The sequence below is a fragment of the Streptomyces sp. NPDC101152 genome, assembly GCF_044768275.1.
Taxonomy (GTDB): domain Bacteria; phylum Actinomycetota; class Actinomycetes; order Streptomycetales; family Streptomycetaceae; genus Streptomyces.
Window position 1 is genome coordinate 279,536 of record NZ_JBIWPO010000003.1, and the last position, 20,349, is coordinate 299,884.

At 70.7% G+C, this 20,349-nt stretch carries 15 protein-coding genes; 7 read left to right on the top strand and 8 right to left on the bottom strand.

Annotated features, from left to right (window positions below; translation table 11 throughout):
• Nucleotides 1-89: 89 nt before the first annotated feature.
• The 5 genes from ACIRVK_RS05845 to ACIRVK_RS05865 form a co-directional block, all read right to left on the bottom strand.
• A complete protein-coding gene (locus ACIRVK_RS05845) occupies nucleotides 90-2,861 on the bottom strand; it encodes an AAA family ATPase (protein WP_404244153.1) in 2,772 nt (923 codons plus the stop codon).
• A gap of 193 nt (nucleotides 2,862-3,054) precedes the next feature.
• On the bottom strand, nucleotides 3,055-5,856 hold the full coding sequence (locus ACIRVK_RS05850; RefSeq protein ID WP_404244154.1) for an ATP-binding protein: 2,802 nt from the start codon (nucleotides 5,854-5,856) through the stop codon (nucleotides 3,055-3,057).
• A gap of 27 nt (nucleotides 5,857-5,883) precedes the next feature.
• Entirely contained in the window at nucleotides 5,884-6,204 is a 321-nt protein-coding gene (locus ACIRVK_RS05855) for a WhiB family transcriptional regulator (RefSeq protein ID WP_404244155.1), read from the bottom strand.
• The gene (locus ACIRVK_RS05860; protein ID WP_404244156.1) at nucleotides 6,201-7,634 is read right to left on the bottom strand and encodes a sugar porter family MFS transporter; all 1,434 of its coding nucleotides are present in this window, start codon (nucleotides 7,632-7,634) and stop codon (nucleotides 6,201-6,203) included. Before ACIRVK_RS05860 ends, ACIRVK_RS05855 begins: the two co-directional genes overlap by 4 nt.
• A gap of 142 nt (nucleotides 7,635-7,776) precedes the next feature.
• Nucleotides 7,777-8,766 (bottom strand): ROK family glucokinase, encoded by a 990-nt coding sequence (locus tag ACIRVK_RS05865; protein WP_404244157.1) that lies wholly within the window; start codon nucleotides 8,764-8,766, stop codon nucleotides 7,777-7,779.
• 263 nt (nucleotides 8,767-9,029) lie between these two features.
• Here ACIRVK_RS05865 and ACIRVK_RS05870 point away from each other — a divergent pair, with 263 nt between their 5' ends.
• Complete coding sequence (locus tag ACIRVK_RS05870; protein WP_404244158.1) at nucleotides 9,030-9,452, top strand: cupin domain-containing protein; 423 nt, start codon at nucleotides 9,030-9,032, stop codon at nucleotides 9,450-9,452.
• A 52-nt stretch (nucleotides 9,453-9,504) separates the two neighbouring features.
• A complete protein-coding gene (locus ACIRVK_RS05875) occupies nucleotides 9,505-12,309 on the top strand; it encodes an ATP-binding protein (protein WP_404244159.1) in 2,805 nt (934 codons plus the stop codon).
• Here the strand turns inward: ACIRVK_RS05875 and ACIRVK_RS05880 are convergent.
• A complete protein-coding gene (locus ACIRVK_RS05880; protein ID WP_404244160.1) occupies nucleotides 12,257-14,950 on the bottom strand; it encodes an ATP-binding protein in 2,694 nt (897 codons plus the stop codon). The genes ACIRVK_RS05875 and ACIRVK_RS05880 overlap by 53 nt on opposite strands.
• A gap of 293 nt (nucleotides 14,951-15,243) precedes the next feature.
• Between ACIRVK_RS05880 and ACIRVK_RS05885 the strand changes: the two genes are divergently transcribed.
• From ACIRVK_RS05885 to ACIRVK_RS05900, 4 genes are read left to right on the top strand one after another with little or no spacing between them, the layout of a single operon-like run.
• Nucleotides 15,244-15,654 (top strand): SsgA family sporulation/cell division regulator, encoded by a 411-nt coding sequence (locus ACIRVK_RS05885; RefSeq protein WP_404244161.1) that lies wholly within the window; start codon nucleotides 15,244-15,246, stop codon nucleotides 15,652-15,654.
• A 34-nt stretch (nucleotides 15,655-15,688) separates the two neighbouring features.
• The gene (locus ACIRVK_RS05890; RefSeq protein WP_404244162.1) at nucleotides 15,689-16,141 is read left to right on the top strand and encodes a DUF1003 domain-containing protein; all 453 of its coding nucleotides are present in this window, start codon (nucleotides 15,689-15,691) and stop codon (nucleotides 16,139-16,141) included.
• Between the two features lie 22 nt (nucleotides 16,142-16,163).
• Complete coding sequence (locus tag ACIRVK_RS05895) at nucleotides 16,164-17,519, top strand: NAD(P)/FAD-dependent oxidoreductase (protein WP_404244163.1); 1,356 nt, start codon at nucleotides 16,164-16,166, stop codon at nucleotides 17,517-17,519.
• A 35-nt stretch (nucleotides 17,520-17,554) separates the two neighbouring features.
• Nucleotides 17,555-17,896 carry a hypothetical protein gene (locus ACIRVK_RS05900; protein ID WP_404244164.1) on the top strand — a complete coding sequence of 114 codons (342 nt, stop codon included), beginning with the start codon at nucleotides 17,555-17,557 and terminating at the stop codon, nucleotides 17,894-17,896.
• Between the two features lie 11 nt (nucleotides 17,897-17,907).
• On the opposite strand, the gene ACIRVK_RS05905 is transcribed toward ACIRVK_RS05900, so the two are convergent.
• On the bottom strand, nucleotides 17,908-18,369 hold the full coding sequence (locus ACIRVK_RS05905) for a hypothetical protein (RefSeq protein WP_404244165.1): 462 nt from the start codon (nucleotides 18,367-18,369) through the stop codon (nucleotides 17,908-17,910).
• Nucleotides 18,370-18,553: 184 nt separating this feature from the next.
• Between ACIRVK_RS05905 and ACIRVK_RS05910 the strand changes: the two genes are divergently transcribed.
• On the top strand, nucleotides 18,554-19,477 hold the full coding sequence (locus ACIRVK_RS05910; protein ID WP_404244166.1) for a sigma-70 family RNA polymerase sigma factor: 924 nt from the start codon (nucleotides 18,554-18,556) through the stop codon (nucleotides 19,475-19,477).
• Here the strand turns inward: ACIRVK_RS05910 and ACIRVK_RS05915 are convergent.
• Complete coding sequence (locus ACIRVK_RS05915; protein ID WP_404244167.1) at nucleotides 19,470-20,312, bottom strand: RNA polymerase subunit sigma; 843 nt, start codon at nucleotides 20,310-20,312, stop codon at nucleotides 19,470-19,472. The genes ACIRVK_RS05910 and ACIRVK_RS05915 overlap by 8 nt on opposite strands.
• Between the last annotated feature and the right edge of the window lie 37 nt (nucleotides 20,313-20,349).

Below are 20,349 nucleotides of genomic sequence, written 5' to 3' on the forward strand. Positions count from 1 at the left end.
TGACAGAACTGGTCAGTAGAGCCCGGTTCGGGCTCGTGGCTTTCACCAGGCTCGGAGGCCGGACCAGGGTGGGTCACTCCGGTCGCGGATCAGGCCGATGTCGCCTCGTCTTCGAACTGGATGGCAGCAATCTCCCGGCGAGAGGAGATGCTGAGCTTCGAGAACACCTTGCGGAGGTGCCACTCGACCGTGTGCCGGCTGATGAACAACTGGGCGCCGATTTCGGGGTTCGTGAGCCCTTTCCCGGCAAGGCGGGCGATCTGCGCCTCCTGTGAGGTGAGAGCCTTGGGCGTCGCGACCGCGTGGCTGCGGACCTTGGCGCCCGTGGCCTGCAATTCTCCTCGGGCACGTCCGGCGAACGCCTCCGCCCCGAACCTGCTGAACATCTCGTGTGCGACGTCCAGTTGGGCACGGGCGTCATCGCGGCGGTTCTCGCGGCGCAACCACTCCCCGTACACCAGATACGCACGGGCGAGATCCATGCGGACACGGGTCCGTTGGAGCCGTTCGATTGCCTCGCGGTAGAGCCGCTCGGCGGAGGCGCCCTCGCTGAGCAGCGCCCGCGAGCGCGCTTCCACGCCCAGCGCCCAGTCGGTGCCGCTGGCGCGCGTCGCCTCCGAGAGCTGCTCCAGCGCGTCGGCGGCCGGCTCGGGTGAGCCGTTCCGTACGGCGGCCTCGATCAGCTCGACCAGGGCCCACCGCGGGGACGAGAACTCCCGCGGCTCCACGGCCGCCTCCCGTGCCGCTTTCAGTGCCAGCGCGTACTGGCCGAGCCCGTTGCAGAGCACCGCCTCGTACCAGCGTGTGACGGTGACGGTGGCTCCCTGACCGCGCGGCACCGCCTCGCCCAGGTTCGCGTCGATCAACGTTCGGGCCTCGCCCTCGCGACCGCGCCAGACAGCCAGGCCCAGGGGGCCGACGCGTCCCGGGTTGGTGTTTCCGATGGCCGCGCACACCGCTGCCGTCTCCTCGATCAGCGACTCGGCCGCCGTCAGCTCCCCCGCGATGAGGTGGACGAACACCCGGGAGTCAAGAGCGTCGGGAAGGACGCTGAGCGCTCCGGCCTCGCGGGTGATCGTCACATGCCGTGTCGCGGCCGAGTGCCAGTGCTCGTCGTCCCACAGATCGGAGGCGATGACCGACGCCAGCCAGAGTCGGCGCAGCTGTTCCGATACGGGGAGCCGCTCGTCGCAGAGCGCTTCGAGCGCCCGCTCCATCATCGGCGCAGCGGCCGCGTAGCCGTCGGTGAGTCGCACGGCGAGGGCATCCAGCACTGTGTCGGACAGCTGTGGCTGCCGTGCCGGCGGTGCCTCACGGGCAGCCTCGCCCACCTCTCTCAGTCCCGGGCCGGGTGCCAGGCGGCCGGCGAATATCGCCGCCGCGATGGCGTCCAGGTGAATCTCACGAGCGAGCGCGACATCGAGCCGGCCGAAGCGGCGAGCGGCGGCGAGCAGCAGCTGCGGAGCCTCACCGCCGCGGTTCTCTGCGAACGCCATCCCGGCGTGCAGCACATCGATCCTCGCTCTGCCCAGTTCATCCAAGGGGCCGGCCTCAGCGGTGGCAAGGAGGGTGGCCGCCGACTCGAAAGCTCCCGCGTGGAGTTTCGCCTGCGCGGCATCCACCGCGCGCTGCGCCCGTCGCACGGGATCCTCTGTCAGCGCGGTCGCCCGCTGGAGGAACGCGGCGGCCGCGGCGACGCCGCCGCGTGCCTGGGCTCGGCCCGCAGAGCGCTCCAGTTCGGCGGCCACCGTCTCGTCGGGACCCACGGCGGCATCGGCGAGGTGCCAGGCTCGGCGGTCGGGGTCGAGCCGGGCATCGGTGGCGTCGGCCAGCGCCTTGTGCACCTCACGGCGTTCGCTCGGGTCCGCCGCTCTATAGGCCGCCGAGCGGACCAGCGGGTGCCGGAACCGTACCCGGGTGTCCAGTGTGATCAAGTCCTCTGCGCCTTCGCGCGACGCGGCCGTGTCGGCGTCGATCCCGAGGCGCCCGGCCGCGCGCCTCAGCAGTGTCACGTCGCCCAGCGGTTCGGCAGCGGCGATGATCAGCAGGCGTCGGGTTTCGGTAGGAAGCGCCTGGACACGGAGGAGGAATCTCTGTTCGATCTGGCTCGACAACGGCCATACGTCCGGCGGCTCGAATCCTCCGGCCATCTCCGCCGCGGTCAACCCGCGCGGCAGTTCGAGCAGTGCCAGCGGGTTGCCGCGTGACTCGGCGACGATGCGGTCGCGTACCCGTTCGTCGAGCGGACCGGTGACGACCGAGTCGAGCAGTGTCCGGGAGTCACGCTCGGTCAGTCCCGTGATGGACAACTCGGGAAGGCTGCCGAGCGTATGGTCGGCACTCGGTTCGCGGACGGCGAAGACGAGCACAACCGATTCTGCGAGCAGTCGGCGGGCCACGAACTCCAAGGTCAGCGCGGACGCCTTGTCCAGCCACTGCGCGTCGTCGACGATGCAGACCAGAGGCTGGTCACCTCCGGCGTCCGCGATGAGACTCAGCGTGGCCAGACCCACGAGGAAACGGTCGGGCGCGGAGCCGGCGACCAGACCGAAGGCAGTGCCGAGCGCATCACGCTGAGGCTCGGGCAGCAGGTCGAGCCCGGTGAGCAGAGGAGCGCAGAGCTGGTGCAGGCCGGCGTAGGAGAGTTCCATCTCGGACTGGACGCCGGCCGCTCTGATGATGCGGCATCCGGTGGCGCGGGCGAGGAGGTGTCTCAGCAGCTCGGTCTTGCCGATCCCGGGCTCACCACGCAGGACCAGGACACCGCTGCGCCCGGCTCTGGCACCTGCCACGAGATCGTCGAGAGCCTTGCATTCACTTTCCCTGCCGAGAAGCCCGGCCCGTGAACCGCGCCTCGCCATGGCAGCTCCCTTGTCAGGAATCTTCGCTGAGTATGGTAATCCGTCCGCTGATCACCGCGCCCGTGATCGACCGTGACGAATCAGCTCGCCCTCGGGCCCGGAGAACGGCTGAGCGGGCTCGCCCGCCTTTGTGACGGTGCTGGTCAGGCCACTCGCCCCGGCCGCCCGGACAGCCAAGAGTCGAGCAGGTGTGTCAGCCGGCGTCGGCGTCTGACGAGCCGCTCGCCGGGTGTCCGTCCTGGAGTGCGGCGAGCGCGGCAGCAAGCCTGCCCCGGCTGGTGATGCCGAGGCGGGGATAGATGCGGTACAGGTGGGCTCCGACGGTGCGGTGCGAGATGAACAGGCGCTGGCCGATCTCCCGGTTGCTCAGCCCCTGCGACGCGAGCACCGCGATCTGCATTTCCTGAGCCGACAGTCGGTCGCTGGTGTTCGCATGCCGCCGACCACTCGACTCGCCGGCGGCGCGCAGCTGTTCGCGGGCCATCTCGGCCCACGGCCGCGCGCCGAGCCGGTCGAACTCGTCGCGGGCGCTGCGCAGCGGATTCCGGGCGTCGACGTACTGCCGTTGCCGACGCAGCCGGCGGCCGTGGTGCAGGTGCAGCCGGGCCCGCGCCAGGGCCCAGCCGGCGGGCAACGCGGCCAGTGCCGCGGTGTAGTGCTCCTCCGCCGTGTCGTCCGGCGCCAGCACCGCCTCGGTGTAGACGTGGGCCACGACCATCATTTCCGAGGGCAGCCGGGCGGCCAACTCGGGGAGTCCCTCCAGTAGTTCCCGGGCCTGCTGCACGGTGCCCGCGGCCACCGCGGCATCCGCCAGGTCCGGTGCGAGCAGCCAGCGGCTGACGGAGTGGTAGTGCGGGTCCGCGGGATCGAACGCGCGCGCGAGTGCGTCGTACGCCTCGGCCGTGCGACCGTCGAAGAGCGCGAGCAGGCCCTCGACCTGCTGCGCCATGACGGCGGCGAACGGCATGCCGGGGAAGAGCCGGTGGGCGCGCAGCTCGCCGAGCATGCGCGCCGCGGTCTCGGTCTCCCCGCGCAGCGCCGCGACCAGGCTCCCCGTCGCCTTCACCCCCAGCCAGACGATCCACTCCCCGGTCTCCTCAGCCAGGGCAAGTCCCTCGCCGGACTCCTCGCGGGCCCGGTCGAGCTGACCGAGGTACACCCGCGGCCAGCTGCCCGCAAGGGACCGGGCGAGCAGCCCGAGCCGGCCCTGCGACCGCCACGCCGTGGCCGCGAGTGACAGGTACCGGGCGGCGAGGGTGGCGTCGCCCAGCACCATCGCGCCGCTGCCGAGGAAGTGCATGGTCCGGCCGTCCAGGCGGTCCGGCCGGAGGCTGCCGAGCCGTGCGATCACCTCGGCGCCGTACCGGAACGGTTCGGTGTACGCCCGTACCGTCAGGACGACGGGAGCGTCCGGATCGGGGTTCCATCGTTCCAGCTCGGCCGCGGCCAGGCTGCGCACCCGTGCGCCGCCGTCCTGGAAGAAGCACCGGGCGGCTGCCCGCCACAGCAGGTTCTCGGCGACCTGCACGCCGCCCGCGTCGAACGCGCCGGCCGCCGTGGTCACCATGTCCTCGATCCGGCGCTGCGGCTCGTCGGGTTCGAACGCCGCCTTGTCGGACACGACCATGAGGCGGGCCCGCTCCAGCGGGCCGAGTTCGCTCATGTCGGCCCGGTCCAGCAACAGCTGGGTGTGGACCCGGTCGTTGATCTCGCTGGCCGACTCGGCTGCCCGGACCAGGATTTCGGTCCTGTGGCGCGGGTCCTGAACGAGCTCGGCCGCCTGACGCAGAGCCGGCACAGCCGCGGCCACCTTGCCCCGGGCCAGCGCCATGTCGGCGAAACGTTCCAGCCGGGCGGCGAGTTCCTCGTCCGGGCCGAGCGTCGCGGCGGCCAGGTGGAGGAGCCGGCGCTCGGGGGTGTCGGCCATGGCGGCGGCGATGGCGCGGTGGGTGGCCAGCCGGTCGGCGACCGTGGCGCGGGTGTAGATCGCCGAGCGCATCAGCGGATGCCGGAACTCGAGGCTGCGGCCGACCAGACCGACCAGGCCGGCGTCGATCGCCTCCTGCGCCGCGTCCACGGACACCGTCGTGCCGGTCAGACGGCTCGACACCTCCAGCAGCCGGTTCAGTGGTGCGGTGGACTCGGCGGCCAGGGCCAGCAGGAGCGTTCGGCACTCCCGGCTCGCCGAGTCCGTACGCGCGGCGAACGCGTCCTCCAGCCGCTGGGTCAGCGGCAGATCGTCCAGTGGTGGTGCGATGTCCTGCACCGTCTTGGGCAATTCGACCAGGGCCAGCGGGTTGCCCGCGGCGCGCTCCAGGACGAGGGCCCGTAGCGGCGCCGACAGCTCCGGTGCGCCCGCGTCCAGCAGTTCGGCGGCGGCGGACCGGCCGAGCGGTTGCAGATGGAGGTCCGGCTGCGCGCTCGGTGCGTAGGCGTCGGGCGAGTGAACCCGGGACGCCGCCACGATCAGTACGGGAAGATCGCGGGTGCGCCGGGCGACGAATCTGAGGACGTCCCGGCTCGGCGAATCGACCCACTGCAGGTCGTCGACGAGCAGCAGGAGCGGTTGTCGGTCGGCCTCGTCGGCGAGCAGTTCGAGCACGGCGAGCGCGACCCGGAAGATGTGGGGCTCGGTCTGGGTGGCGCTGAAAGCGTCGACGAGCGCGGTGCGATGCGGCAACGGCAGCGTGCCGATGCCGTCGGCGGCCGGTTGAAGCAGCAGTTGCAGAGCGGCGAACGGCAGCCACAGCTCGGTCTCCACACCGGCCGCGCTCAGCACGTTGAAACCGCCCTCTGTGCCCTCGGCACCGACAGCGCGCAGCAGAGCCGACTTGCCGACGCCCGCTGTGCCGTGGATCAACAGCGCACCGCCGCGTCCAGCCGCCGCGTCCGCCAGCCGCCCGCGCAGGATCCGCAGCTCCTCGTCCCGGCCGATCATCGCGCGCGTGCTGCTGCTGGGCTGGGCATGTGCGGCTTCCTCCGTGCGGGGAGTCACTTCGCACGGCATCCTATCCGCGGCCCATTACACCCTGGGCGCGATCACACCATCGGTAGAACGACTCAAGTCCCGTCTGTACGGAGTCGTCGAGATCCGTTCCTCCGGCAGAGGGAGCACCGCCCGCGGCGGCCCGATGCGGAGGAGCGTCTCGCGGGTCTCCTCGGTCAGGCCGCCCCAGATCCCGTAGCGCTCCCGGTGGTCGAGCGCGTACCGGCGACACGGGATCCGCACCGGGCACCGATCGCAGATCATGAGCGCCCGTCGGACGGCCGCCACGTCGCCCGGAGCGGGGAAGAAGGTCTCGACGTCGGCACCTCGGCAGGCCGCGGCACGTGGCGCTGTCATCCCATCTCCTCCAGCTTCCTGCCGTTGGTCTCGCGCACCCGGACGGCGACAAAGACGAACGAGAGCACGGCGAAGCCCGCATAGATCGCGTACGTGGACGACAGGTTCCAGTCCGACATGCGGGGGAAGCTCTCGGTGACGGCCCAGTTGGCGATCCAGTTCGCGGCGGTCGCCACCGACATCGCGGCGGCACGGATCCTCAGCGGGAACATCTCGCCGACCATCACCCAGAGCACCACACCCCAGGAAACCGCGAAGAAGAACACGAAGGCGTGGGCGGCGATCAGGGCCACGGCCCCCTGAGCGTCCGGGATGGACAGACTGCCGCCGCTGCCTGTCTTGTACGAGAACGCCCAGGACGCGAAGGCCAGGGACACGGCCATGCCGGCCGAACCGGTCAGCGCGAGCGGTTTCCGGCCGACCCGGTCGATCAGGAGCATCGCCACGACGGTGCCGACGATGTTGACGATCGACGTGGAGAGGCTGATCAGAAGGGAGTTGGCCTGGTCGATTCCCACCGACTGCCACAGGAGCGACGAGTAGTAGAAGATGACGTTGATGCCGACAAGCTGCTGGAACACGGCCAGCCCGATGCCGACCCACACGATCGGCAGCAGCCCGAAGCGGCCGTCGAGCAGATCGCGCACCCGCGGCTTGTGATCGGTCTTGAGAGCACGCTGGATCTCGGCGATCCGCTCCTCCGAGCCCGTGTGCGTGCCCTGCAGATCGCGCAGCACGGCGAGGGCCTGGACCTCGCGGCCCCTCGCGAGGAGGAAGTGCGGCGACTCCGGGATGCGCAGGGTGAGCAACAGGTAGGCGAGCGCCGGTACGACGGCGGCCATGAGCATCCACTGCCAGGCGTGCAGAGTGCCCAACGGGTTCTCGCTCCTGCCGTCGGCGCCCTGGGCGATGCCCCAGTTGACGAGCTGGGAAGCGGTGATGCCGAGTACGATGGCCGCCTGCTGGAACGAGGCCAGCCGGCCTCGGTGCTCGGGCGGCGCGACCTCGGCGATGTAAGTGGGCCCGATCAGCGAGGCGAGGCCGATCGCCATACCGCCGACGACGCGCCAGGCGCCGAGGTCCCAGACGGAGAAGGGCATCGACGAGCCGAGCGCGCTGATAGCGAAGAGAACCGCGGCGAGGTGCATCACGCGCCGGCGGCCGATGCGGTCGGCGAGACGTCCGGCGACGGCCGCTCCGAAGGCGGAGCCGAGCAGCGCGGAGGCGACGATGGTGCCCGTCTCGCTGGAGGTGACGTCGAATCGGTGCTGGATCCCGGTGACGGCGCCGTTGATGACGGCACTGTCGTAGCCGAACAGGAAGCCGCCGATCGACGCGGCCGCCGAGATGTGGGTGACGCGCCGGAGATTGGTCGGGCGGAGCACGGCCCTTGAGTGGGCCCGCCCCGCGGAAGAGGCGTTCGCGGTCATGGACAAGGACTCCTTCACGAGATCAGGTACGCACCTGCGCAGGCAGGGGCTGTCGACCGGGCGGGCGTACCGGTCGTAGAGGGCGCGGATCGGATGGACGACTGCGCTGACGACCAGGCAGGGGCGGCGGGCGTGCCGCCGCTCAGACGCCGGCCACCGGGGCTGAGAGCAGTTCGTGCAGGCGGGCGAGGTTCGCCGCGCCGATGAGGCCGGCGTCCGATCCCGCGGTGGCGGTGCGGACCTCGGCGTAGACACGGTGCTCGCCACCGCCGAGGGCCCGGCGGTAGGAGATCTCGGCCGGACGCCTGATCAGCTCGCCGGTGTCGCCGAGGCCACCGCCGATGACGAGGACGGACGGGTCGAGGATGGAGGCGAGGTCGGCGAGGGCCTGGCCCAGCCACCGGCCCGACTGCGCGAACACCTCGAGGGAGAAGGGGTCGCCGGCGAGGGCGGCCTTGGTCACATGGTGCCCGTGAAGGCCGTCGGGGGTGCCGTCGCCCAGTGCGAGCACCGCCGCGGCCCGTGCCGGATCGGCGGCCGCCATCTCGCGGGCCCGGCGGGTGTGGGCCGCTCCGCTGGCGTACTGCTCCATGCAGCCGTACTGGCCGCAGGGGCAGCGGAGTCCGTCGGGAACCGCCCGGTAGTGGCCAATCTCGCCCGCCATGCCGAAGCGGCCGCGGAAGAGCCGTCCTCTGCTGATGATGCCACCGCCCAGTCCGGTGCCCGCCATGACCATCAGCATGTCGTCGTGTCCGGCACCGGCCCCGTGGATGAACTCGCCCCATGCGGCGGCGTTCGCGTCGTTCTCGACGACGGTCGGAAGCCCGGTGGCCTCCTGGACGATGTCCCGGATCTCCTTGTCGTGCCAGCCCAGGTTGGGCGCGAAGCGCACCGTCGAGCGGTCCGCGTCCACATATCCGGCGGCTCCGACGCCGACCGCTCGGACGTCGTCCCGGCCCTTGCGGAGCCGATGGACCGCCTCGGCGATCGCCCCGGCGATCCGGTCCGGGTCGTGCGGGGTGGGGACGCGCACTCGGGAGACCACCTCTCCGCCGGGGTCGACCGTCCCGGCGGCGATCTTCGTGCCGCCGAGATCGACACCGATGGTCAGACCGCTGTTCCGCTCGTTCATGCGGCACCGCCCACGCCGTCGAACCGCTGCAACCTGAAGGGACCGTGAGACATGGTGTGGTTCCTAACGTTGTGACTCCGTGTGAGGAGCGTGGCTCGCGACCACTGGCTCAGCTTCCGCAATCCGGTGGCGAGTTGCATGAGTCATTCGACTGTGTCCGGTCGTTGTCGCTCGCTGTGTCACAGATCCGCGCCCTGCGCTGTCTTCTAGTGGAACCACATCGGATCGACCGGAGGTATGACACGGTGTTGGACAACGAATCAATGAGCGCGGCCGACGCACACGGGAGCCAGGACGGGACCGGGCCCAAGATGCTGGCGGACATCAAGCCGCCCTTCATTCCCGAGGGTGCTTCGGGGATGACCGTCTTCGTCGAGTGGCCGCCCGGGCACCCCGGGACCCCTCCGCACCGGCACTCGGGTCCGTGCTTCGGCTACGTCACCGAGGGCGCGGTGCGGTGGGAGCTGGAGGGCGAGCCGGAGCATGTGATCAAGGCCGGTGAGACGTTCTGGGAGCCGGGCGGTGACGTGATCCACTACCAGAACGGCAATGCCTCGTCGGACGCGCCGGCCAAGTACGTCGTGTTCATGCTGTGCGCGCCCGGCCAGCCGATGCTCACGCTGGTCGAGGAGGAGGAGCTGGCGAAGCGGGCCCATCTGCGCGCCCCGCGGCCTTCCGCCGACTGAACCACGGCCAGGGGACGCGAGTCCGCCACGTCAGTTCTCGAAGGGGGCCACTGTGGCCGGTCATGGGTCGGCGCCGCGCCGCACGACCGAGGAACTGGTAGGACGCGAGCGGGAGTTGGAGCTGCTCCGGTCGTACGTCGACCAGGTGCTCGGCCACGGTGGAGTGCTCGTGCTGTCCGGGGAGCCAGGTGTCGGCAAGTCCGTGCTTCTGGACACCGCGGCAACGGCGGCCACGGCGGCCGGTGCGCTGGTACTGCGCTCCGACGGGGTCGAGTTCCTCGCGGATCTGAGCTTCGCCGGACTGCATCACGTACTCGAACCGTTGCTGCACGAGTACGACGGGCTCGACCCGGCGCACCGCGAGGCCCTGACCGTGGCGCTGGGCGCGGGTGACGGTGCCCCGGTGGATCGGCTGGTCCTCTACGGGGCCGTACTGGCGCTGCTCCGCCGGGCGGCGAGCAGCCGTCCCGTTCTGCTGGTCATCGACGACCTGCAGTGGGTCGACCGGGCCAGCGCCGCGGCGCTGGCGTTCGTCGCCCGGCGGCTGACCGGGAGCCGAGTGGGCCTTCTCGCCGCTTCGCGGCCGGGGTTCGAGAGCTTCTTCGAACGCGCGGGGCTTCCCGAGCTCACCGTGTCTCCACTGGACGACAGGACGGCGGCCGGCCTGGTCGGCTCCCGCTTCCCGCTGCTCGCCGGGCAGGAGCTGCGGCGGGTCCTCGCACAGGCGCGGGGCAATCCGCTGGCGCTGCTGGAACTACCGGCCGCGCTCGGCGACTCACGAGGCGGTGCGGGGGTGCTGCCGTCCGAGGTCCTCCCGCTCAGCCGTCGGCTGCGGGACCTGTATGGCTCCCGGGTCGCGGAGATGCCTGCCCCCACCCGCCGACTGCTGCTCCTGGCCGCGCTGGAGGGCGGCGGTGACCTGTCGGTCCTGCGGGCCGCCGCCCCCGGCGAGGACGTCCCGGCCGTCCTCGCCCCCGCGGAACGGGCGCAGCTGCTGCGGATCGAACACCATGGTCTGGGGCGGCTGTCCTTCCACCATCCGCTGATCCGCGCAACCGTGGTCGCGGGCTCGACCAGCGGTCAGCGCCTGGACGCCCACCACGCTCTGGCCGAAGCGTTGAGCGGCAATCCCGATCGCCGGGCCTGGCACCTGGCTGAGGCCACACCCGATCCTGACGAGCAGGTCGCCGCTCTCCTGGAGGACACGGCACACCGGGCCCGCCGGCGCGGTGATGCCGTCGGCGCCTTCAACGCGTTGGTACGGTCCGCCGACCTCACTCCCGGCCCCGCGGATCGCGGCCGACGGCTCGCCGAAGCCGCCTTCGTGGGCGCGGACGTCGCCGGAGAGCTGCGCACCGCAGCCGAACTGCTCGTGGAGGCCCGGCGTGCCGACCCGGAACTCCGGGGATCGCTGCGGGCGGCGGCCGCGGCCTCCCAGGTGCTGCTCAACCGCGACGGCGATGTCAACACCGCGCACCGGTTGCTGGTCGGTGCGATCACGACCCGCGACGGCAGGGCCGACGGCGACGACGAGGCGCTCTTCGAGGCGCTGTGCACCCTGCGCAGGGTGTGTCTGTGCGCGGGCAGAGCGGAGCTCTGGGACTCGTATCAGGCCGCCGTGTCGCAGCTGACCGTGCCGATGCCTCCGCTCCAGGAGCTGCTCGGCGACGTCTACTCCGACCCGGCACGGTCCACCCCGGCAGCCCTCGCCCTGCTCGATGCGGTCATTCACGACCTGCACCGGGAGACAGACCCGAGCCGGATCGAACGGGTCGCGATGGCGGCACTCTTCGTGGACCGGGCGACGGGGTGCCGTGCGGCGCTCTGGCCCGTCGTCGAGAACGGGCGCAAAGGCGGCGCGGTCGCCTCCGCTCTCATCGCGCTGGTGGTGCTGTGCCTGGACGACTTCATGACCGGTCGGTGGGACGAGTGCGGCCGTCTCGCCGCGGAGGGGCTGGCGCTGTGCGAGGCCCACGGCTATCAAATGCTGGCCCAGCAGTTCCACCGGGCCCAGGGCCTGCTGGCCGCGGCGCGGGGCGATGACGCCACGGTGCGGGAACTGGCACAGGGGATCACGCAGTGGGCGGTACCCCGCGGCGCTCGGACCGTCGAGCACTTCGCGCGGCACATGACGGCACTGGCCGCCCTGGGACGCGGCGACCACGACGACGCCTACGCCGACGCATCGGCGATCAGCCCTTCAGGCGTGCTGGCCTCCCATGCCCCGCTGGCTCTGTGGGTTCCCATGGACCTCGTGGAAGCCGCCGTGCGCAGCGGACGCCGAGCCGAGGCCCTCTCCCATGTCGCCGCGATGCGGCAGATGGGCCTGCCCGCGATCTCCGGCCGCCTGGCGCTGGTCACCGCCGGTTCCGCCGCGCTCGCCGCACCCGAGGACCAGGCCGCCGATGCCTTCGAGGAGGCGCTCGCCGTTCCCGGTACCGAGCGCTGGCCCTTCGACCTCGCCCGGGTCCGCCTGGCCTACGGGCAGCACCTGCGTCGCGCACGGGCCGTCACGGACGCCCGGACGCACCTCACCGCCGCCCTCAAGACCTTCCGCCGTCTCGGGGCCACGCCCTGGGCCGCGCAGGCGGCCGAGGAGCTGCGTGCCACCGGCCGTACCGCCGCCTGGACGGCCCACCAGGACCTGAGGGCCGGACCGCTCACGGAGCAGGAACACCAGATCGCCGCACTCGCCGCGACCGGGCTGACCAACAAGCAGATCGGCGAACGTCTGTTCCTCTCCCATCGAACCGTGGCGGCCCACCTGCACCGGATCTTCCGGAAGCTCGGCATCACCTCGCGTGTCACCCTCGGCGAGGCTCTCGCCGCACGGGAAGGGACGCGAGCGCGTCCCTGAGTGCCGCGCGTGAGGTGATTCCGAGTTTCGGGAACAGCTGGTAGAGGTGCGTACCCACGGTTCGAGGCGAAAGGTGGAGACGTTCGCCGATCTGCTTGTTGGTCAACCCGGAAGCGGCGAGTGCGGCGATCTCCTGCTCCTGTGCGGTGAGGGTCACGCAGCCGTGCTGCGCTCCCGTGCGGGACCGGCCGGTGGCGCGGAGTTCGCCCGCGGCCCGGTCGGCCCACGGCCCGGCACCCAGCTGCTCGAACGCCTCGGCCGACGCCTCCAGTTGGACCCGGGCCCCCGTGACGAAGCGCATGCGCCGCAGACGCTCCCCGTAGGCCAGGCGGATCCGCGCCAGGTCGAAGGGCCACTCCTGCGCTCCCGAGGTGGCCAGCGCCTGCTCGAAGAGCCCGACCGCGCCGTCATCGGGTGCGACCAGCGCGGCCGAACCCGCCACCAGCAGTGCTGGCCTTGGGGAGAGAGACGCGACGTCAGCCGCCCGCATCGCGCGCACGTGTGCCTCCGCCTCAGCGGTGCGCCGGGTGTGCACCGCCGCTTCCACCAGGTCCATGCAGACCCACTGCGCGTACGGAGCGTGGGACACGAGTCGGCCCGCGGGGCTGATGGCCACGGCGTGGCGGTACGCGCATTCGTAGTCGCCGGCACCGAGTTCGGTGAGGACCCGCGCATGGTCGGCGCAGGCCACCGCCGCCAGAACCCCACGGGGCACGGCCCACTGCGTGATCCGGTCGGCCACAACCCGGCTCTCTTCGAAGTGCCCATGGACAGCGGCGAGCAGGGCCTGGTGGTATTCGAAATACCAGGAGAAGAACGGGTATTGGCGCTCCTCGCAGATCTGCAGGCCCTCGGCGGCCAGCCTTTCGGCCTGCTGCCACCGGCCGGCCGGGAAAACCTGCAGGCAAAGGTGCATGAGCGCGTCGATGTGCCGGCGTACGTCGCCGCCCCGGCGTCCCCGACGGACCGCTTGCCAGGAGACGTCCCGTGGTTGGGTGACGAGCTCCTGGCGGAGCAGCGGCGGAGCAGTCGGCTTCAACCGGTCGAGGGCCGCGTGGAAGGGTTTCCACAGCGCGTCGCGACCGCCGGACCAGCACACCAGCCGCAGGAGGCGCAGTGCCTCGATGAGGGCGTCGTCCTCGGCGTCGTATCCGTGGCTGCCGGTCTCGATGGCCTCCACCAGGAGGCGGTGGGCCATGTCGACGTCGCCGTCACCGCCGTTGAGCAGGAGGAGAACCGCCGTGGCGGCGGTCAGCGGCGACCCGATGACGGCCGGGTCCGCGTACCGGGCGCGGTCGAGGAGCTCCGACGCCGCGCGCAGCTCGCCGGTCGCGTCGGCGCCCACATAGGCGGCCCAGGTCAGTCGGCGTGCGCGGTCCGCGGGGCGGGGGCTCAGTTCGGCGGCCCTGCTGAGGGCGGCGACCGCTGCCGTGGCATCACCTCGCCGGGAGGCGCGATGACCGGCTTCCTCCAGCAGGGCGGCGACACGCTCGTCGGGAACGAGGGTCGCCCGACCCAGGTGCCAGGCCCGCCGCTCGGGTGCCTCCGATCGGATCTCGGCGAGCGTGCGATGGGCCTGGCAGCGCTCGGCCAAGGTGCTGGTCTCGACGACCGCTGCCCTCATCAGCGGATGCCCGAAGACGAAACGTCGGTTCGTGTCGTCGAGGGTGACCAGACGGTCCGATTCCACGGCTGACCACGCCTTAAGAGCCTTCGGGTCGCCCGATACAGCACGGAGGACGCCCGGATCTACGGTGTCATCGAGTGCGAGGAGCAGCAGGAGCCGGCGCGATTCGGCCGGAAGGCGGGCCACGCGCGAAGCGTGGCGGCTCCGAAGACGTGAGGAGAGGGGCAGTACGTCGTGCAGATCGGCCAGGGCGTCGCGCTGCGGGCCGCTCAGCGCGGCGGGCAGCTCCACGAGCGCCAGCGGGTTGCCCTGCGCCTGCGCCAGGACGCGGTCCCGCGCCGGACCGGCCAGCCCCGGAAAGCGGACTTCGAGCAGTTGCACGGCCGCGTCGCGGTCCAGCGGTGGCACCTCGTACTCGGTGAGGCCGGCTCGGGCGAAGAAGGTCTCGGCTCCCGATCTGCAGGCGGCGAGGAATCCGATACGGCTGCCCGCCGGCCGACGGGCGATGAAGCCCAGCACCGCCGAACTGGCCCGGTCGAAGCAGCCGAGGTCGTCCACGACGATGAACACAGGCCGGTCGGTCGCCACTTGGCGCAGCAGGAAGATCACCGAGTCGAAGACGTGACGAGCGTCGGGCACCGGATCGCCCCCGTAGCCCAGCGCACTGCGCAGAACCTCCCGATGGGTGCCGTCCAAGCGCTCGATCCGGTCGTTCAACGGCAACAGCAACTGGTGAAGTCCGGCGTAGGCGAGCTCGGCCTCGAACGGGACGCCGACGGCCGACAGCACCCGGGAACCCGCCTCGGACATGACCCTGGCGACCTCCCCGAGCAGCACGCTCTTGCCCACGCCCGGCTCCCCGGAGAGCAGCAGGGCACGGCCCCCGGCCGAGCCCTGCCCGAGCAGCGTCGTGATCTCCCGGAGTTGCCGCGCACGCCCCACCACCTCAGGGGGCTGACCGGCGTCCGCTGAAGCAGTCCGGGGCAACCGTTCGGCGCGCGAAGCGAGTGACATGGGGACTCCGTACGTTGGCGCCGCCCTTCCCTCTGTATGGCGGCAAGGCTTGGGCTCACCGTGCACCGACCGGTGAGGACAAACATCAGTCACGTGACTGCGCGGCGACTTGCGGGTCATTTGACTGATGGTGCGAGCCCTCGGGGGCCTCGCAGAATCGTGATGTGCCTGAATCACACGAGCGGCACAGGACGCATCACACCGTGTGCCCTCCGAACCTCCTCGATCCCCCAGACTTTCCGAGCGGTGATGTGATGAGAGAACCCGCCAGTTGTACGCCGGTGGTATGCCGGATGCTTGTCCGCCTGGTCGTCGCCGAAGGCGCGGACCGGCACGTGATGCTCGATCTGTCCTACGACAGAGCCGATCCCTTCGCGGTGTCCCTGATGTTCCACATGTGCACTGACACGACCGTGCGTTGGGTGGTAGGCCGCGATCTCCTCCTGGACGGGCTGGAAAGGCTCTCCGGCGTCGGCGACGTCCAGGTCTGGCCCTGCCGCCGCCCGGGGGCGGACCAGGTGCACATCGCGCTGTGCCCGTGTCCGAAGGAGGAGGCGGTCGTGGTGACCACCTCGGCGCGAGCCCTCGAGGCCTTTCTGCGACGAACCCTCGCGGTGGTGCCCACCGGTACCGAGCAGTGCCACCTGGACATGGACGGAGCCGTCCACCAACTCCTGAGCGGCCCCGGTGAGTCGCTTCGATAGGGGCCGCCCGAGTCGGCACCCTGCCTACCTCGCGGTGCAGAAGGAGCGCACCGAGGACATCCAGCTGCGGATCGCCGACTGGATCACACGGTTCGCCGGATCGATGTGGTTCGTCTACATCCACGTGCTCCTGTTCGCGGTATGGATGCTCTGGATGGAGAAGAGTCCGTGGCCGACGCTCACACTGATCGTCTCGCTCGAGGCCATCTTCCTGTCCACGTTCGTGATGATCGGCCAGAACCGACAGGCCGAGTTCACCCGCAAGAAGGCCGACCACGACTACGAGGCGCAGGAACTCGAACTGCGTCACAACACGCAACTCACGGAACTCGTCCACACGCTCACGGTCGAGATCCACAGAGCGGTGAACGCGGCGGCCGCGGGTGAAACGGACACCGGCGAGAACGCCGAGCAGGTGCCCCCACCGTCACGGCCCGAGTCGCCCTTGCATGTCACACCGGCCCGGCCTGTGCGGTCTACAAGGTGACGGACAACAAGCAGAGGAAGTCATGCGAGAGATCCTGATCGTCGGCGGCGGCTATGCGGGCTTCTACACCGCGTGGGGTCTGCAGAAGAAGCTGCGGCCGGGCGAGGCGCAGGTCACGGTGGTCGACCCGCGCCCGTACATGACCTACCAGCCCTTCCTGCCCGAGGTGGCGGCCGGCTCGGTGGAGGCACGTCACGCCGTGGTGTCCCTGAGGCGGCACCTGCGCGGCACCCGGCTGGTCTCGGGGACCGTGACCAGGATCAGCAACGCGGACCGTGCGGTGACCGTCCGCCCGGTGCACGGCGACGCCTACGAGCTCCGCTACGACATCCTTGTGGTCACCGCCGGCGCGGTGACCCGCACCTTCCCCATACCCGGACTCGCGCAGCGGGCCATCGGGCTCAAGCACGTGGAGGAGGCCGTGGCGATCCGGGACCGGCTGATGACCGCGTTCGACCAGGCCGCGTCGCTGCCGGCCGGCTCCGAGCGGCAAAAGCTGCTCACCGTCACGTTCGTGGGAGGCGGCTTCTCAGGCGTCGAGGGCTTCGGTGAACTGCTGTCGCTGGCCACCGCGATGCTCCGGTCGTATCCGGAACTGAGCATCGAGGACCTGTCCTTCCATCTGGTCGAGGCGCGCGGGCGCATCCTGCCCGAGGTGAGCGACAAGCCGGGTGCCTGGGTGGTGCGCCACCTGGAACGCCGCGGCGCACGTGTGCATCTGAACACGCAACTGCTGTCCGCGGAGGACGGCCATGTCGTCCTCTCCGACGGAGCGGAGTACGACTCCGAGCTGATCGTCTGGGCCGCAGGCAACGCCGCGAACCCGGTCGTGCACAACCACACGGACCTGCCGCTCGATGAACGCGGCCTCCTGCTGGCCCGCGCCGATCTGCGCGTGGGCACCGACGCCGAACCCGTGCCGGGCGTGTGGGCCGCCGGCGACGACGCGTCCGTCCCCGACCTTGCCTCGCCGGTGCCGGGCGCGCGCACGGTGCCGAACGCCCAGCACGCCGTGCGACAGGGCAGACGTCTCGCCAGGAACCTCGTGGCCGACCTGCGCGGCAGGCGCGTCCGCAACTACCGGCACGGCAGCCTGGGCGTGGTGGCGACACTGGGGCTGGGCCGGGGCGTCTTCCAGTACAAGGGAATCGTCATCAAGGGGTTCCCGGCGTGGCTGATGCACCGGGGCTATCACGTGCTCGCGGTGCCGAGTTGGGAACGCAAGATCCGCGTTCTGGCGGTCTGGCTCACCGCGGCCCTGACAGGCCGGGATCTCGTGTCTCTCGCCTCCGTCCAGCACCCGCGGGACGCCTTCGTCACGGGTGGGCGGATGCAGAACCCGAGTGCCGACCGGGCGAAGGAAGGCAGCACAGCATGACCATGTGGGGTTCTCGTTTCCATAGGGGGTACGCCATGGCCGCACGCGAGGAGGCCGCCCGCGGGCTGCCGGACATCGAGGATTTCCTGTACCGGGAAGCCCACAGAGGAACGACATACCGCCGGGTGACGGCATTCACCGCGCGCGTGGAGGGACTCACCCCCGAGCAGAAGCGGGACATCGAGCAGTGGTACGTCGACGAGCAGGAACACGTCGCCCGCATGGTGACCGATCACATCGCCGAGCGCGTCGGCGCGGTGGAAGCGCAACACCACGTCAGGATCCGGCAGTGGCTGCGGGGAACACTCACAGGGATGGCGCTGATCACCCTGGCGATGATCGCGTGCCTGGTGGTGATCCTGGAGTCGTCGCGGTAACCGTGCGCCGTCTAGGAACGCCCGGAGCGGTAAAGGCCCCTGCCGGCGCGCTGGATGCGGGAGGAGGCGACGAGGCGATCGAGTGTGCTGCGGACCGCGTTGATGCTTCCGCTGTCGGCGTCACGGCCGAGCGCCGCCGCGACGTCACGGGCGCGCACCTCGACGTCACCGACCTTGGCGAAGTACGCCATGATCTGCTCGGTCAGCTTTCCGTACTGCTTGTCCGCATCCGTGTCGGCGTCCGTCCGTGAGGCGGCGGGCACGGTGTGCTCGTCCACCTGGGCGGCGGCGGGCTGAGTGGTCAGCGCGCTCTCAAGGGCGCCGAGGGCCCGCTGTACCGAGCCGAGATGTGCCACGACAGCCGCCAACTCCCTTTCCAGCGCCTGCTTCTGGAACTGCAGCCGGGCCAGTTCCTCCTGAAGTCCCTCGGCGGTGACCTCGATGCTGTGTGCCGTACGGCTCGCGGAGACCATGACTTCTCCCGTCCTCAACCCTTGTCGACATCTTATGCAGGGCTTCGAGTGTCAGACAGAGCATCTCAGTGTCGAACAGTGGGATTTCGCAGGTCCGTGAAGAGCATCGTCCCTTTCTGTCACAAGCGCCCGTGGGTCGCGGTCCATGCAGCGGACGAACCGTAGCAACGGAGGCCAGTGGATCATGTATGTCGAACCGTCCCTCACCACACCCGACGATCTTGAGGACGCTGTCACCGTCTTCGTACACCATCGCAAGCGGCTCTTCGGGATCGCCTACCGCATACTCGGCAGCACCGTCGAGGCCGAGGACGTGGTCCAGGAGGTGTGGCTGCGCTGGCAGAAGACGGACCGCTCGGTGGTGCTGAATCCGGTTGCTTTCCTGTCGAGCGCCACGACCCGCCTGGCCATCAACGTCGCGCAGTCGGCGCGCGTGCGTCGTGAGACGTACATCGGACCGTGGCTGCCGGAACCCGTCGACACCGGCGCGGACCCCGCGGTCGGTGCCGAGCGCGCGGAGGCCTTGGAGATGGCGCTACTGCTGGTGCTGCAGAAACTGACTCCCGTCGAGCGCGCCGCCTATGTACTGCGCGAGGCGTTCGACTATGCCTACGCCGAGATCGCCGACATGCTCGAAGTCAGCCTCGCCAATGTGCGGAAGATCGTCAGCCGCGCTCGTCGGCACCTGCTGGACGAGCGGCGCGAGTCCGTGGACGCGGCTGAACACCGACGCCTCCTCAGCGCCTTCGTCTCGGCGGCCAGAACGGGAGACGTGGCGTCACTGGAAATCCTGCTCGCGCCCGATGTCGTCAGCCTCTCCGACGGCAACGGCATGCGGGGCTGTGCCCGGGTACCTGTGCGAGGCCCCGCCCGGGTGGCCAGGCTCGCGACCTATCGGCAGTTGTGGCGGGAGGCGCAACCCGAGCTGGTCGATGCCAACGGCGCTACGGGCGTGCTGATCCACCGGGACGGCCGGACGGTCGCTTTCATGACCGCGGCCGCCTCGAAGCACGGCATTCACCAGGTGCAGTGGGTGTTCACGCCGAGCAAGATCGCCTCCTTCCTCGACTCACGTTCCCGCGTCGCGGCCACACCTGGTCTCACGTAGGGCGGTCGTTCCAGGACCGCAGCTTGTCGGGGTTGAGCGTGACCCAGACCTGGGCGACACGGTCGTCGGTGACGTCGAGGCTGATGACAGCGGCGACCCGGCGGCCGTAGCGGGCGACCAGGCCGGTCCGGCCGTTGACGGAATGGGTGGTCAGGGTGGTGTGCGGGCTTCGGGTCAGGAGCGTCAAGAGGCTTTCGGCGACCGGCCGGCAGCCGCGGACCGGTCCGGTCAACGCCCGCACCTTGCCGCCACCGTCGAAGAACGCCGTCGCGTCCGGGCACAGCAACGATGTGAGCAGCTCGCTGTCCTCGGTGACGCACGCCCGGCGCACGGCGCGGGCGACGTCGTCATGCTGCCGCGGGGTGGTGGAGCGGGTGCGCTGCAACTGCAGCCATTGCCTGGCGCGTTCGGCGAGCTTCGGCTCGGAGCGGCCCACGAGGTCGGCGACCGCGCGGGGGGCCATCCCGAAGGCACCGAACACGAACGCGGCGCGCTCGGCAGTCGACAGCGACTCCAGCACGTTCAGTACGACCCGCCCGGCCTCCTCCTCCACCTCCGACGGCCGTGCCCCGCGCCGTTCCTCGCGGCCGGCCTCGCACCGGCCGGGCCGTTCGAGGCAGTCCAGGCAGATCCCGCCCACGGTCTTCGCCAGCCAGGACCGAGGGACGGTCACCTGCCGACGCCCCGTGTCGGACAGGTCGTACCACCGGTGATACGCCTCGTCGACGATGCTTTCCGCCGCGCCCGGGTCGCCCAGCAGCCAGTGCGCGACATCCAGCAGGAACCGACGCTCCTCCCACAGCTCGTCGATCGGCACCGCTTCGCTCTGGTCCATAGGGCGTCCTCGCTCTCGCTCGCGGGGCCCCGCACGC